Genomic DNA, 13521 nt, shown 5'->3' on the forward strand with positions numbered 1-13521 from the left:
TTGGCCGCGGCCAACCGGGCCTGAGGGTGGCATCTGAGCCCTGTTGTTGCTGCAAATCCCGAATCGTGTCACTTTCGATACGCTTTTTGACGCTATGTTGACAGAAAAGCGCATCGAAAAGGATTGGGTGTTTTGGACAACATTAGCGTATCGACGACAGATGTACGGATCGAGCGGCATGCGAACCAGCTTTCGCGGCAACTGAAGCTCCTCCGCGACAAGCTGTTCCCGCCGCTCTCGCAAAAGACGCTGCGGACATTCTCCTCTGGCGAGGCGGCCCAGATGATCGGCGTGTCGGACGGCTATCTTCGCCAGCTTTCACTGGATGGCAAGGGACCGCAGCCGGATCTTGCCCAGAATGGCCGGCGTTCCTACACGCTCGGCCAGATCAACGAATTGCGCCACTATATGGCGAAGCTCAAGCCGAAGGACGCGCTTTCGTATCAGCCGTGGCGTCGCCCTGGCGAAAAGCTGCAGACGGTTGCCGTCACCAATTTCAAGGGCGGCTCGGCCAAAACAACGACGACGCTCTATCTGGCGCAGTATCTGGCGCTGGCGGGTTACCGGGTGCTTGCCATCGATCTCGATCCGCAGGCTTCGCTCTCCTCTATGCTCGGCGTTCAGCCCGAATTCGATCTTTCCGAGGGCGATACGCTGTATGGCGCAATTCGCTATGATGAGGGCCGCAAGCCGCTGAAGGAGATCGTCCGCAAGACCTATTTCGACGGGCTGGATCTGGTGCCAGGCAATCTCGAACTGATGGAGTTCGAGCATGAGACGCCACGGGCGCTGAACGACCGGCAGCGGCCTGGAGAGCTGTTCTTCCGCCGCGTTGGCATTGCCATTGCCGAGGTCGAGGCCGATTACGACATCGTGGTGATCGACTGCCCGCCGCAGCTCGGTTACCTGACGCTTGGCGCCGTTTGCGCAGCAACATCGCTGCTCATCACCATTCATCCGCAGATGGTCGACGTCGCTTCGATGTCGCAGTTCCTGCTGATGACTTCGGATCTGCTTTCCGTCGTGCGCAAGGCCGGCGGCGACCTGCAGCATGACTTCATCAAATATGTCGTCACCCGTCACGAACCCTTCGACGCGCCGCAGTCGCAGATCGTTGCGCTGCTGCGCAGTCTTTTCAGTGATGACGTGTTGACGGCGACCATCCTCAAATCGACGGCCATCGCCGATGTCGGTCTGACCAAGCAGACGCTCTACGAGATCGAGAAGGGGCAGGTGCGCCGCTCGACCTATGACCGGGCGCTGGAATCTGTCAATGCCGCCAACAGCGAGGTTCTCGCCGGTATTCACAAAGCCTGGGGTCGAGCATGAGCAGACGCGATCGCCTGAAAGGTCTTTTCGACGATACGGCGCAGGAGTTGGCCGCGGCCAACTACGAGGAGCCATCTTCACGCGGATCAGCCGGGCCGGTTCGGACGATGGCGCTGACCCTTGGCCGTATGGAGGAAGAGAGCAGGGCGATGCAGGAGGCTTTGCTCTCCGGTGAACGCATCGTCGAGCTCGATCCTGATCTGATCGATTCCTCCTTTGTCCGCGACCGCCTTGCCGACCAGCCCCTCGATATGGAAGACGAGCTGGTGCACTCGATTGCCGAGAACGGCCAGGAAGTGCCGATCCTCGTTCGTCGCCATCCGAATGATGAGGACCGCTACCAGATCGCCTACGGCCATCGGCGTCTGCAGGCGGTCAAGCTGCTCGGCCTCAAGGTGCAGGCGATCGTCCGTAAGCTTGACGATACCGATGTCGTCATCGCGCAGGGCATTGAGAATTCGGCGCGCCGGGACCTTTCCTATATCGAGCGTGCGGTCTTTGCCCTTAATCTCGAGCTCAAGGGTTTTGAGCGCCCGGTCATCATGAAAGCGCTGTCGACCGACAAGACGGAGCTATCGAAGCTGATATCCGTTGCAAAAGCTATCCCCGCTGAGATCGTCAGGTCGGTCGGAGCCGCACCCGGCATCGGGCGGCGCCGGTGGATGGCGCTTGCCCAGGACTGGAATGGGATGACGGCCGCCCGGCTTGCGAAGCTCATTGCCTCGGGAAGTTTCCTGGCGGAAGAGAGCGACCGCCGGTTCGAGCTTTTGGTTGCCGAGCTCGCCAAGAAAGAGGCCAAGCCCGAAACCACGGAATATGACTGGAAGCCGAAGAGCGGCGGCAAGATTGCCGGCCGAATCAAAAGCGCCGGCAACTCCTTCACGATCGCGTTGAAGACCGGCGATGCGCCGGATTTCGGCGCTTACATTTCACGCCGTCTCGATGAGCTTTACGAAGCCTATCGGGCCGGCAGGTTGCAAGCAGGAGAATAGGCCGCAAAAGAAAAAAGCCTCCGAACGTTGCCGTCGCGGAAGCCTTTCTCATATCTGGACAATCTGAGAATCGCACTTCCTCGAATCACTGTCAAGCGTCTTCGGCATCCTTTTGGGTGGTAGGTTTCTTTTGCCTTGAAAAAAGGTGAGGGACATGGAGCCTCAATATATATCGACGCCCTTTGGGCGGCGATCGATGACGCTTGGCATGCTGGCAAGCCAGGAAAGTGCCAGCAAGGTCGATCCGGACGCATCGGTCGACAAGTGGAAGATTTTTCGTGCGCTCTGCGAAGCAAAGGACATGGTCGGCGTATCGGATCGTGCCCTGGCTGTGCTCAACGCGCTGTTGACCTTCTACCCGAAGAACGAGATTGCCGAGGCCAACGGCTTCGTCGTCTTTCCGTCAAACGAGCAGCTGTCGCTGCGCACCCACGGCATGGCGGGCACGACGCTGCGGCGAAACCTGGCGATGCTGGTGGAAGCCGGCCTGATCATCCGGAGGGATAGTCCGAACGGGAAGCGTTTTGCCCGCCGCAACGGCGAGGGCGGGCTTGGAGAGGCCTTTGGCTTCAGCCTGGCACCGCTTCTGGTTCGCGCTCGCGAGATCGAGGCGCAGGCGGCTCAGGTGATGGCCGCCAAGCTCGAATGGAAGCGCCTGAGGGAGCGCCTGACACTTTGCCGGCGTGATATCACCAAGCTCATCGAGATCGCGCTGGAAGAGGAAATTGCCGGCGAATGGATCGAGATGCAGAAGCATTTCAATCTGCTTTTCGCAAGCCTGCCGCGCCGCCCGTCGGTTGCCGAGATGGAAAGCCTGCTGGCTGATCTCGAAGCTTTCCGGCAATTGATCGTCAAGACGCTGGAATCGAAGTCGAAAACAGAAAAAACAGACGTCAATGATAACCAAAACGGTCGGCACATACACAATTCAAACCCACACCCTATATCTGAACTTGAACCAAGCTTCGAAACGAAGCAGGGAGCAAAACCGGAGGAAGAACCGCAGCCGTGGCGGGAGCCGCCGAAATCCTTCCCCCTCGCCATGGTGCTGCAGGCCTGCCCGGAGATCATCGCTTACGGACCGGGCGGCGGCATTGGCAGCTGGCGCGATCTGATGGCCGCGGCCGTCATCGTCCGTTCCACGCTTGGCGTCAGCCCCAGCGCCTATCAACTGGCCTGCGATATCATGGGGCCGGAAAACGCCTCCACGGTGATCGCCTGCATCCTGGAAAGGGGCGGACATATCAACTCGGCCGGCGGCTACCTGCGTGACCTGACGCGGCGGGCGGAGCGCGGCGAATTCTCGCTCGGACCGATGCTGATGGCGCTGATGCGGGCAAATGGTCCGACGGCGAGGAAAACCGGATGAGCGGCTATGAAAAAGCTTCGCGCCAGCTCAGACGGTTAGAATGATATGCGGCCGGTCGATCAGCCAGCTTATCGGCTTCATTCCCTCTAGATTTATTGAAATACACTGTTAACCATGTCATACATGGCGGAAGGAAACACGTATTTTGCTTCCATTTGTGAAAAACCGTAAAGCTTAACAATGCGCTACGATATCGACGGTGCAATGCTTCAAACCCTGCTTCCAGCCCTTACCGCGGCGGAGGATGCAGTGGCGCGGCTGGACGAGCGGGTGTTGCGCTCGCCGGTCGGCGAGGGATTTGCCGAACGCAGCCATTTCTTCGACGCCGCCGGCGCGCTCTGGGTGGCCGGCGAACTCGTGCATGTCGAGGATCTCGTTTTGCATGACGCGCATATGGATAGCCGCGCTCCCACCCACGAACTGACGATCGCCCATTCCGTGCTGCGGGCACGTCGGCGCATCTGGACGGGCGAACCCGCCTGGGCACTCGGCGTCTCGGGGCTTGCGACGCTGACCGCGACCGGCGGGGAAGGGGAGGGGAAAGCGCAGGAAGCAAAGAGTGTCGCCGCTCCACTCGAGACCGACGAAGAGGGCGAGGATGAGGAGGGGCCGCTCGCTGCCGAGATGGCGGAGATCGATGCGCTTCTTGCCCGCTCGCAGAAGCTGCTCGATATCCATACCGGGAAAACGCCGCCAGGCGAGACGGCCGCCCTTACCCCGGCAAGGCGCAACGAAGATCCTCTCGGCTTGCTCGGTGACGACGAGTGGGACGAGGAACAGCGGCTTGCGGAGTGGCGAAGCGTCCAGCCATTGGCCGATAGCTTACCGCCGGTTCTCGGCGCTATCATCCTCTTCGAAGCCTGGGAAAGGATCGAGCCGTTGCGGCGTCAGCACTGGCTCGGCGGTCTTCTGGTCGCAAGCCATCTACGCGCCCGCGGCAAGGTCGCCTCGCATCTCTTTTCTTTTTACGGTGGGCTGAAGCTGGTGCGCCATGAGCGTCGTCGGGCACGCGATCGCGTCACCCGGCTGCAAGCCTTTCTGGAGGCGATGCATCTGGGTGCTGTGGCCGGCCTCAAGGAAATCGACCGCTTGTCCTTAGCACGCACGCAGATGGAGCTGCGCTTTCGCGGCCGCCGTTCGAACAGCAGCCTGCCGGAGCTTGCCGATTTCATCCTGTCGCGGCCGATGGTCTCGGCGGCGATGATCGCCCGTCAACTGCGCATCACGCCGCGCGGCGCGCTCAATCTCGTCAATGAGATCGGCATTCGTGAAATTACCGGCCGGGGGCGCTATCGTGCCTGGGGCATCATCTAGCGCGAAACTCCGAAAATCGGCGTCGATTTTCGGAAAGGATTATGCGCAGATTCAAAGTGATAGAGCGTCCTTAGCGCGTCTGAAAAGACGCGCGGTGCTCTGCTCTAATGCATGTCGCCCAAAAGTGGGCAGCGGTTTTGGGACAACGACATGCATAAAACAAAAACTTAAAGTGCGTCGCATGATTCCGATTTGACGCGATGCGCTTTAAAAACGAAAACGGCCGGGCGTTGGCCCGGCCGTTTCCTTTAGGTGAGCACCCAGTCCGCCATCCTGTCACAGACTGCAGACCAGGCGCTCTTGCGCTTCCTTTGCCCCCAGAAGCGCAGTCGTTACTCCCGCTCGCCCGTAAAGTTGAGCAGAAGCTGGAAGATGTTGACGAAGTTCAGGTAGAGCGAGAGCGCACCGAAGACGGCGAGCTTCTGGTTCGATTCCTGATCAAAGTTTTCCGAATACTGTTCCTTGATGTTCTGCGTGTCGTAGGCGGTGAGACCGACGAAGACGACGATGCCGATCACCGAGATCGCAAACTGCAGCGCGCTCGAACCCATGAAGATGTTGACGACAGAGGCGATGATGACGCCGAAGAGGCCCATCATCAGGAACGAGCCCATGCGCGAGAGGTCACGCTTCGTCGCATAGCCGTAGAGGCTGGTGGCGCCGAACATCGTCGCGGTGATGAAGAAGGTCCGCGCGATGCTCGCCCCGGTGAAGACCAGGAAGACGGAAGCGAGCGACAGGCCCATCACGGCGCAGAAGGCCCAGAAGGTGATCTGGGCGGTGCTGGCAGACATCGTCTGGATCTTGAACGAGAAGAAGAAGACGAAGGCGAGCGGGGCGAGCATCACCACCCACTTCAGCGGCGAGCCGAAGATCGGGACGTAGAGTGCCGGCGTCGAGCCGACGACAAAGGCGACGAGGCCTGTGATGACGAGGCCGAGAGCCATATAGTTGTAGACGCGCAGCATATGCTGGCGAAGGCCTTCGTCGAAGAGGGCCTGGGAGCCGGCGACGGCGCCGTAGCGGGGATTGATCGGGTTCATGCTGATCTCCTCGGTTTGAATTAATAGAGCGAGCGGGCGAGCCGTTCGGCCGCCTGGTCGAGATTGAGACCGCTATCGTCGGCGATCAGCGCATAGGCGACCTCGCCGATCTGCCAATAGGCGGCTTCTGCTTTTTCCAGCGTGAGATGACTGACTGGCTTGACCTCGAAGGCGCCCGGACGGACGGCGAAAAGCGACAGTTTCTTTCCATCTGATTGTTCGATCGCCATCTCGACGCTGGGGCCGAATTCGGACGGGAAGATCTGCACGTCCGCGACCTTCCAATCCCTAGGCAGCTCGGGCATCACGATCGCGGTGGCGGCGCGAATATCGTCGGCGCTATAGGTGGCCGGCGTCTGCGGAGGCATCGATTGGCGCAGGGCCGCGGTCTGATAGGCGCGCATCGCATCCTCGACATAGGCGGGTGCCGGAACCGATGCCACCACCTCAGTCGCCGAGAAGGCGCCGAAGGAATTGTGCGCCACCCAGCCGGCGGCAATTAGAATGCCGACGGCGGCAATGCGCTGCATCGAATGGAAGATGCGGCCATAGGAAAGGCCACGTTCCAGCCGGCGGGCCGCATCGCGGGTCTCGGGGCGGCCAAAGGCACTTTCGCCGGCAAGCGCCAGACGCAGTTCGCCCTTCACACTGAGGTCAGCCATGACCTTGGCGGCAATCGCCGGATTCTCGGAGAGAAAGGATTCCACCTGGATACGACGGGCGACGTCGAGTTCGCCATCGACATAGGCGTCGAGATCGGCATCGAGGATCGGATCAATTGCTTTCATTGCCGTTCCCTCCGATGATTCTCAGATGCGAAACCCGCGGCGTCTTCTCCTCGAATTCGCGCAGTTGAGCGCGCGCGCGGGAGATGCGCGACATCAGCGTCCCCACAGGAATGCCGAGCGCCTGGGCGGCCTCCTGGTAGGAAAGGTCTTCGATCGCAACGAGATGCAGCGCCTCGCGCTGTTCCTCCGGGAGGTCGAAGAAGGCGTCGCGCACCTGCTGCAGGCGCACGGCATGTTCCTGGCCGGCCGGCAGCGACTGCTCGGCTTCGACAGCCGCTTCATCGTGACGGCGCGTCAGCGACCGGTTCCGGCGAAGACGATCGATATGGGCATTGTGCAGGATGGAGAGCAGCCAGGTGCGCAGGTTGCCGCCGCTGCGAAAGCTCTTTCGCTTCTCGAAGGCGCGCACCAGCGCATCATGCACCAGATCCTCCGCCTCGTCCGAATTGCGCACCAGCGAGCGAGCGTAGCGCCTCAGCGCTGCAAGCTGTCCGATGACGTCGAAGGGGCGTTCTCTGCGTTCCATGATTGAGTATACGGAAATGCGGCGGGTTTTATTCCCGGCGGATGTAAAAAAATCATCCGGACCGAAGACCGTCGCCGGATCATCATCAAAATAGTCTTCTCAAGCGGACAGGCGCCTCAAATCCGCGATTGTTTATGACAATTACATGACAGATCATGACCGCTGATTTGCAGGGGACAAGCAAGAATGAAGGAAAAAAAGCGGGTCTACGAAGCTCTCGTGGACGGCGCCATGGAAGGGCTGACGGATGAGGCGCTCTATGATTTCGTCAAGGCGCGTTGTCCGAAGGCCACCAGCAAGAAGATCGTCCGGGCGTCGCTTCTCGCCCTGATGGATCCCCATCTCAGGGACCGCAATATTCTCGACGTGATCTATGCGCTGGCGATCAAGCATCGGCTGGATGATGGCGTGCTGGACGACGGCGAAGACGAGGAGCCAGACGAGCGAGGACAATCGTCGCAGGCGGCCAACCAGAACTTGCCACAGCTTTCCTGATGCAGATCCCTGAAATGGTCAGCCGCCGTCGGAAAGCTCTTCGAGGATCGGACAGTCCGGCCTGTCGTTGCCGTGACAGGCATGCACGAGGTGCTCCAGCGTCCGGCGCAATTCCGTCAGTTCGCGGATCTTGCGGTCGACCTCGGCAAGTTTGGTCTCAGCAATATCCTTGACGTCCGCGCTCGCCCGGTCCTTGTCTTCGTAGAGCGCCAGCAATTGCCGGCATTCTTCGACGGAAAAGCCGAGGCCGCGCGAGCGCTGCAGGAAGCGCAGTTTGTGGATATCGGTTGCGGCATAGTCGCGATAGCCGTTTCCGCCCCTGTCGGGGCGGATGAGGCCGATATCCTCGTAATAGCGGATGGTCTTCGAAGGCAGCCCGGAGCGTTCCGATGCTTCGCCGATATTCATCGCCGTCTCCTATAGTTTTGCAAAGCGCAGTCTGAGCGCATTTGATATGACCGAAACGGACGAGAGGCTCATCGCTGCCGCGGCGATCATCGGCGACAGCAGCAGCCCGAAGATCGGATAGAGCAGGCCGGCGGCAACCGGCACGCCGAGCGCATTATAGCCGAAGGCGAAGCCGAGATTCTGGCGGATGTTTCGCATCGTCGCCTCCGCCAGCCGCCGCGCCCTGACGATGCCGTTCAGATCGCCCTTTACCAATGTGATGCCGGCGCTTTCCATCGCGACGTCGGCGCCGGTACCCATGGCGATGCCGACATCGGCGGCGGCAAGCGCCGGCGCGTCGTTGACGCCGTCACCGGCCATGGCGATGATGGCGCCCTTGGCACGCAACTCGTCGATCAGCACCTTTTTGCCTTCCGGAAGCATATCGGCGCGCACCTCGTCGATGCCGAGGCTTTTTGCCACCGCGCGTGCCGTGCGCTCATTGTCGCCCGTCGCCATGATGATCTTCAATCCGCTGTCGTGCAGCGCTTTGATGGCGGCCGCTGTCGTCGGCTTGATACGGTCGGCAACGGCGACGAGACCGGCAATCGCGCCGTCGATCACCACGAACATCACCGTCTTGCCTTCGCCGCGCAGGGCTTCGGTCTTGTCGGCAAGTGCTGCCGGATCGATGCCGAGATCAGCGAGCATCGCCGCATTGCCGAGCGCCACCGGCGTGCCGCCGGCAAGGCCCTGAACGCCCTTGCCGGTCTTTGCCTCGAAACCGGTGACTTCCAGGAAAGGGACGCCACGCTCCTCGGCGCCGGAAACGATCGCTTCGGCCAGCGGATGTTCCGAGCCGCGCTCCAGGCTTGCCGCCAGCGACAGCAGTCTGTTTTCGCTAACCCCGCCGAAGGCGACGATATCGGTAAGCTTCGGCTTGCCTTCGGTCAGCGTGCCGGTCTTGTCGACGATCAGCGTGTCGACCTTGGAAAAACGCTCCAGCGCTTCGGCGTCCTTGATCAGCACGCCTTCCTGCGCGCCGCGCCCGGTCGCGATCATGATCGACATCGGCGTTGCAAGGCCGAGCGCACAGGGGCAGGCGATGATGAGAACGGCGACGGCGGCAAGCAGGCCATTCGCCATGCGCGGCTCCGGCCCGATCGCGGCCCAGACGAGGAAGGCAAGCACGGCGACGGCGATCACCGCCGGCACGAAGACGGCCGACACACGGTCGACCGCACCCTGGATCGGCGCCCGCGAGCGTTGCGCCTTGGCGACCATGTCGACGATGCGCGACAGCACCGTGTCGGCGCCGACCTTCTCGGCGGCCATGACGAAGGTGCCGTTTTTGTTGATCGTGCCGCCGGTCAGCGGGTCGCCCTTCGACTTCTCCAGAGGCAGAGGCTCACCCGTGATCATCGATTCGTCGACGGTCGACTGGCCTTCGAGGACGGAGCCGTCCACCGGCACCCGCTCGCCGGGGCGCACGCGCAGCCGGTCACCAGTCTGGATATCGTCCACCGGCACGTCGCTCTCGCTACCCTCGGCATCGATGCGCCGCGCCGTCTTCGGCGCAAGGTCGAGCAAAGCGCGGATCGCCGAGCCGGTGCGTTCGCGCGCTTTCAATTCCAGCACCTGGCCGACGAAAACGAGCGCGACGATGACGGCGGCCGCCTCGAAATAGACGGGCACGGCCGCACCATGGCCATGGAAGCTCATCGGGAAGATGCCGGGCGCAAGCGTGGCGACGACGCTGTAGAGATAGGCGGTTCCGACGCCGAGACCGATCAGCGTCCACATATTCGGGCTGCGGTTGACGACAGACGCCCATGCGCGGCGGAAGAACGGCAAGGCCGCCCAGAGCACAACCGGCGTTGCCAATAGGAGTTCGATATACGACGCCTGCGGCTCGCCGATCGTTTCCCGAAGCGGCAGGCCGAACATCGGCCCCATGCTCAGCGCCAGCAGCGGCACGGCAAGGATGGCGCTGACCCAGAGCCGCCTGACGAAATCGACGAGTTCCGGGTTCGGGCCTTCGTCAGCAGGCGGAATGCCCATCGGCTCCAGCGCCATGCCGCATTTCGGGCAGTCGCCGGGGCGGTCGCTGACGACTTCAGGGTGCATCGGGCAGGTATAAAGCGTACCCTTGGGCGTCGGCTTTGCTGCTGGGCGGCTGCCGTTGCGATAGGCTGCGGGCTCGGCTTCGAACTTTGCTTGGCAGGCGGCCGAGCAGAAATAGAATTTTTCGCCTTCGTGCTTCAGGAAATATTTCGCGGTCGACCGATCGACGATCATGCCGCAGACGGGGTCCGTCGCAGTGAGGTAATCCTCAGGTGCCGCCGCAAATTTCGTCCGGCAGCCCTCAGAGCAGAAATGATAGATGCGCCCGTCATGGTCGAGCGAGGGTTTGCCGGCCTGCGGATCGACGGTCATGCCGCAGACAGGATCACGGATCATGGCGCTTACAGCCTTCTCCTGTTCATGGCCGCAATGGCAATGATTATCGCCATCGGCGTGACTGTGATGGTGATCGTGTTCGTGCTTGATATCCATGACTATTCTCCTGTGCCCGGAGGGGCACTTGGATAAGCTTATCAACCTTCCAGCGACTGGAAGGTCAAGCACTATTTTCATGGACTCGATTTTTGCGGCGGCTGATCCTCAGATCGGGGTGATCAGCCCGACCGGCTGGCTCCCGAGCAGGGTGGCGACTGAAATGCTGCCCCCGGGCTCGATCGTCTTTCCGGTCACCAGATCGGCCTTCAGCCCGTGAAGCGGGGAGGGGACGGCAATCGCTGTATCCTCCCAGAATTCCGGACCGGCGAAGAGCACGCCCGGATCGAGCCAGCCGAACATCAGCCGCGGCGCCGCGATGATGGCGAAATCACCCTTATGCACCCGGGCAAAAGCAAGCACATGGTCGCGCCGGTTGCCCGTTACCTTCAGCGGCAGATAGTCGCCTCCAGCAAAGAGGTCTCCGTGCCGCTGGCGCAGCTGCAGGCCGATCCCGACGAGGCGCTGCTTCAACGCTGCCGCCTGCAGCTTGGCGATCGGCCCGGCTTCATCAAGCCAGGCCGTCAGCCGCTGATGATCGACCGGCCGGCGGTTGTCGGGATCGACGAGGCTGAAATCGAAACCCTCCGCACCCTGGTAGATATCGGGAATGCCGGGGGCCGTCAGCTTGAGCAGCGTCTGCGACAGGCTGTTGAGGTAACCCGCCGCGATGAAAGGCTGCAGCACCCTTTCGAAATCCTCGAGGAAGACGTCATTGTCAGGCGAAACCAGTGCCGCGGCATAGGTGGTGACCGCTTCCTCGTAGTCGGCATCCTGTTCCGTCCAGTCGCTGCGCAGTTTTGCCTCGCGCACGGCCTTGACCGCGTAATCGGTGAAGCGTTCGCGGAGTTCTTCGGTCTGTCCTCGGTCGAAGTCCTCCGGCCAGATGCCGGCCAGCGCCTGATAGAGCATCCATTCGACATTGGGTTCCGGCGCTGCACCATCCGGCAGATCCTTCAGCCACGGCCGGTTCATCTCGCGCCACCGCTCGACCGCCTGGGCAAAAACATCCGCGCCCTCGCTCAGGGCATAAAGCCTTGCGCGCGCATCCTCGCCGCGTTTGGTGTCGTGGGTGGCGCTTGCCGAAAGCCCATGCGGCTGCAGCCGCGCCCGCTCGGCCATGCGGCGGTGGAATTCTTCCGGGCCGCCAGGCGCCTTGCCCGGTTCGCCGCCGACTTCGTTTGCGGCAAGCAGCCTGTTATAGCGGTAAAACAACGTATCCTCCGTCGCCTTCGCCATCACCGGCCCGCTCAATTGCTGGAAGCGGATACGGAAGTCGTGGGCCGGGTCACCTTCGACCTTGCCTTCGAGAAGCGTCAGCACATGGTCGCATGCACGCCGATCGTCGAGCTGCGCCATGGCTTGCGAGGCGGTCGCCGCAAGCACCGCTGAATCCTGCCAGGAAAGCGGGCCGCCGTCGCCATAGGTGCGGTAGACGGGAAAGGCGATCAGCAACTCGCCGAGCACAGTGGCGATCTCGTCTCTTTTCACCTCGGGAAAGATGCCTGTCGCGATCGACACCAGCCTGTCGGTCTCGCCGGCGAAATTGCGTTCGACCATCAGTCGCTTGGCAATCCGCCGGCCCTCCTCGAGATCACCCGTCTCGCCGGCGAGGCTGCGATAGGCATCGTCCAATATGCGCAAGCCGCCGGCGTCGATGAACAGCTCGCTCAGTGCAGCGATGAATTCATATCCCGTGGTGCCGGCAATCGGCCAGCTCTCCGGCAGGACCTCGCTGGCCCCGAGGATCTTTTCGACGACGATATAGGTGTCCGGTCCCACCGCCTCCCGCAGCCTGTCGAGATAGGCCGTGGGTTCGGCGAGCCCGTCGACATGGTCGATGCGCAGGCCCTGGACCTTGCCATGGCGCACCAGCTCGATCACCAGCCGGTGCATGTCCTCGAACACGGCTGGATCTTCGACGCGGATGCCGACCAGTCCGGTCACCTCGAAAAAGCGGCGATAGCTCAGATGTCGTGCCGCCGCCTTCCAGTGGGTCAGCCGCCAATGTTGCGCCTCATGCAGGCTTCTGACGAAATCGCGATCGGCCGAGACGTCTTCGAGTTTTTGCCGGAGCACGGCCCGATCGCCGCCTTCAAAGAGGATATCGCGCATCGCGCGGTTGAAGTTCTCGCCGGAGGTGACGGCTGCAGCCTCCGCCATTCTGGTGGCAACCGGATCGTCGAGCCGATCAGCGATCGCTCCGTAACTCGTAGGGTTCAGCGGCAACAGCGTCTCGAAGTAACCGAAGGCGAAGTTACCGTGCGTTTCGTCGAGCGTGATGCGCAGTTCGCCGTCGGCCAGTGCGCTCTCGAAACCCTGGCCGAGCTGCGGCAGCGTCAGCGGCTCGCTCCAGTCGATGTCGAAATGGCTGAAATAGGCGCTTTGCCGGCCAAATGTCAGCACGTCGCGCCACCAGCCGTTTTCCGGCGAGGCCGCCATGTGGTTCGGCACGATGTCGAGGATCAGCCCCATGCCCGCCGAGGCGAGGCTTTCCGTCAGCCGGTCGAATCCTGCCCAGCCGCCGAGCGCCGGGTCGATGTCGGTGGCGTCGGTGACGTCATAGCCGTGGGTCGAGCCGCTGACGGCGGTGAAGATCGGAGAGCCGTAGAGGTGGCTGATGCCGAGCGTCTTGAGATAGGGGACGAGGTCGCAGGCGCGATCGAAGGTCATGCCGTTGCGGAATTGTATCCGGTAGGTCGATGTCGGAAGTGTCATGGGG

The 13521-nt window shown here is 61.8% G+C and carries 11 protein-coding genes; 5 read left to right on the forward strand and 6 right to left on the reverse strand.

Annotated elements, in window-relative coordinates:
• Positions 1 to 132 precede the first annotated feature (132 nt).
• The 4 genes from repA to FFM53_RS30995 all read left to right on the forward strand — a co-directional run bounded on the left by repA (position 133) and on the right by FFM53_RS30995 (position 5004).
• Positions 133 to 1329, forward strand: coding sequence for a plasmid partitioning protein RepA (repA, locus tag FFM53_RS30980; protein WP_138389815.1), 1197 nt, complete (start codon positions 133 to 135; stop codon positions 1327 to 1329).
• Positions 1326 to 2321, forward strand: coding sequence for a plasmid partitioning protein RepB (gene repB, locus FFM53_RS30985; protein ID WP_138389814.1), 996 nt, complete (start codon positions 1326 to 1328; stop codon positions 2319 to 2321). The genes repA and repB overlap by 4 nt, the downstream gene beginning before the upstream one ends.
• A gap of 154 nt (positions 2322 to 2475) precedes the next feature.
• Positions 2476 to 3690, forward strand: a complete 1215-nt coding sequence (gene repC / locus FFM53_RS30990) for a plasmid replication protein RepC (RefSeq protein WP_138389813.1) — start codon at positions 2476 to 2478, stop codon at positions 3688 to 3690.
• A 180-nt stretch (positions 3691 to 3870) separates the two neighbouring features.
• Entirely contained in the window at positions 3871 to 5004 is a 1134-nt protein-coding gene (locus FFM53_RS30995) for an RHE_PE00001 family protein (protein WP_029872108.1), read from the forward strand.
• Positions 5005 to 5336: 332 nt separating this feature from the next.
• On the opposite strand, the gene FFM53_RS31000 is transcribed toward FFM53_RS30995, so the two are convergent.
• Genes FFM53_RS31000 through FFM53_RS31010 form a run of 3 tightly spaced genes read right to left on the reverse strand, consistent with a single transcriptional unit; the run spans position 5337 to position 7361 of the window.
• Positions 5337 to 6047, reverse strand: a complete 711-nt coding sequence (locus tag FFM53_RS31000; protein ID WP_062939857.1) for a Bax inhibitor-1/YccA family protein — start codon at positions 6045 to 6047, stop codon at positions 5337 to 5339.
• 20 nt (positions 6048 to 6067) lie between these two features.
• On the reverse strand, positions 6068 to 6835 hold the full coding sequence (locus tag FFM53_RS31005) for an anti-sigma factor family protein (RefSeq protein ID WP_138389812.1): 768 nt from the start codon (positions 6833 to 6835) through the stop codon (positions 6068 to 6070).
• Positions 6822 to 7361, reverse strand: a complete 540-nt coding sequence (locus tag FFM53_RS31010) for a sigma-70 family RNA polymerase sigma factor (protein ID WP_064655082.1) — start codon at positions 7359 to 7361, stop codon at positions 6822 to 6824. Before FFM53_RS31010 ends, FFM53_RS31005 begins: the two co-directional genes overlap by 14 nt.
• Positions 7362 to 7547: 186 nt before the next feature.
• Between FFM53_RS31010 and FFM53_RS31015 the strand changes: the two genes are divergently transcribed.
• The gene (locus tag FFM53_RS31015) at positions 7548 to 7856 is read left to right on the forward strand and encodes a hypothetical protein (protein ID WP_064655084.1); all 309 of its coding nucleotides are present in this window, start codon (positions 7548 to 7550) and stop codon (positions 7854 to 7856) included.
• A gap of 18 nt (positions 7857 to 7874) precedes the next feature.
• Here FFM53_RS31015 and cueR read toward each other — a convergent pair whose 3' ends face one another.
• From cueR to treY, 3 genes are all read right to left on the reverse strand, one after another.
• Complete coding sequence (cueR, locus tag FFM53_RS31020) at positions 7875 to 8264, reverse strand: Cu(I)-responsive transcriptional regulator (protein WP_064655086.1); 390 nt, start codon at positions 8262 to 8264, stop codon at positions 7875 to 7877.
• A 9-nt stretch (positions 8265 to 8273) separates the two neighbouring features.
• Positions 8274 to 10799: a heavy metal translocating P-type ATPase gene (locus tag FFM53_RS31025; protein ID WP_138389811.1), complete on the reverse strand. Its 2526-nt coding sequence runs from the start codon at positions 10797 to 10799 to the stop codon at positions 8274 to 8276.
• A gap of 108 nt (positions 10800 to 10907) precedes the next feature.
• Positions 10908 to 13517: a malto-oligosyltrehalose synthase gene (treY, locus tag FFM53_RS31030; protein WP_138389810.1), complete on the reverse strand. Its 2610-nt coding sequence runs from the start codon at positions 13515 to 13517 to the stop codon at positions 10908 to 10910.
• Positions 13518 to 13521: the final 4 nt, after the last annotated feature.

Origin of the sequence: Rhizobium indicum (assembly GCF_005862305.2) — a bacterium.
In the GTDB taxonomy this organism is placed as follows: domain Bacteria; phylum Pseudomonadota; class Alphaproteobacteria; order Rhizobiales; family Rhizobiaceae; genus Rhizobium; species Rhizobium indicum.

Excerpts from the sequence above, each read along its gene's own strand:
- repB (WP_138389814.1), top strand. The coding sequence starts at position 1,326 with ATGAGCAGACGCGATCGCCTGAAAGGTCTTTTCGACGATACGGCGCAG.
- repC (WP_138389813.1), top strand. The coding sequence starts at position 2,476 with ATGGAGCCTCAATATATATCGACGCCCTTTGGGCGGCGATCGATGACG.
- FFM53_RS30995 (WP_029872108.1), top strand. The coding sequence starts at position 3,871 with ATGCGCTACGATATCGACGGTGCAATGCTTCAAACCCTGCTTCCAGCC.
- FFM53_RS31000 (WP_062939857.1), bottom strand. The coding sequence starts at position 6,047 with ATGAACCCGATCAATCCCCGCTACGGCGCCGTCGCCGGCTCCCAGGCC.
- FFM53_RS31005 (WP_138389812.1), bottom strand. The coding sequence starts at position 6,835 with ATGAAAGCAATTGATCCGATCCTCGATGCCGATCTCGACGCCTATGTC.
- FFM53_RS31010 (WP_064655082.1), bottom strand. The coding sequence starts at position 7,361 with ATGGAACGCAGAGAACGCCCCTTCGACGTCATCGGACAGCTTGCAGCG.
- FFM53_RS31015 (WP_064655084.1), top strand. The coding sequence starts at position 7,548 with ATGAAGGAAAAAAAGCGGGTCTACGAAGCTCTCGTGGACGGCGCCATG.
- cueR (WP_064655086.1), bottom strand. The coding sequence starts at position 8,264 with ATGAATATCGGCGAAGCATCGGAACGCTCCGGGCTGCCTTCGAAGACC.
- FFM53_RS31025 (WP_138389811.1), bottom strand. The coding sequence starts at position 10,799 with ATGGATATCAAGCACGAACACGATCACCATCACAGTCACGCCGATGGC.
- treY (WP_138389810.1), bottom strand. The coding sequence starts at position 13,517 with ATGACACTTCCGACATCGACCTACCGGATACAATTCCGCAACGGCATG.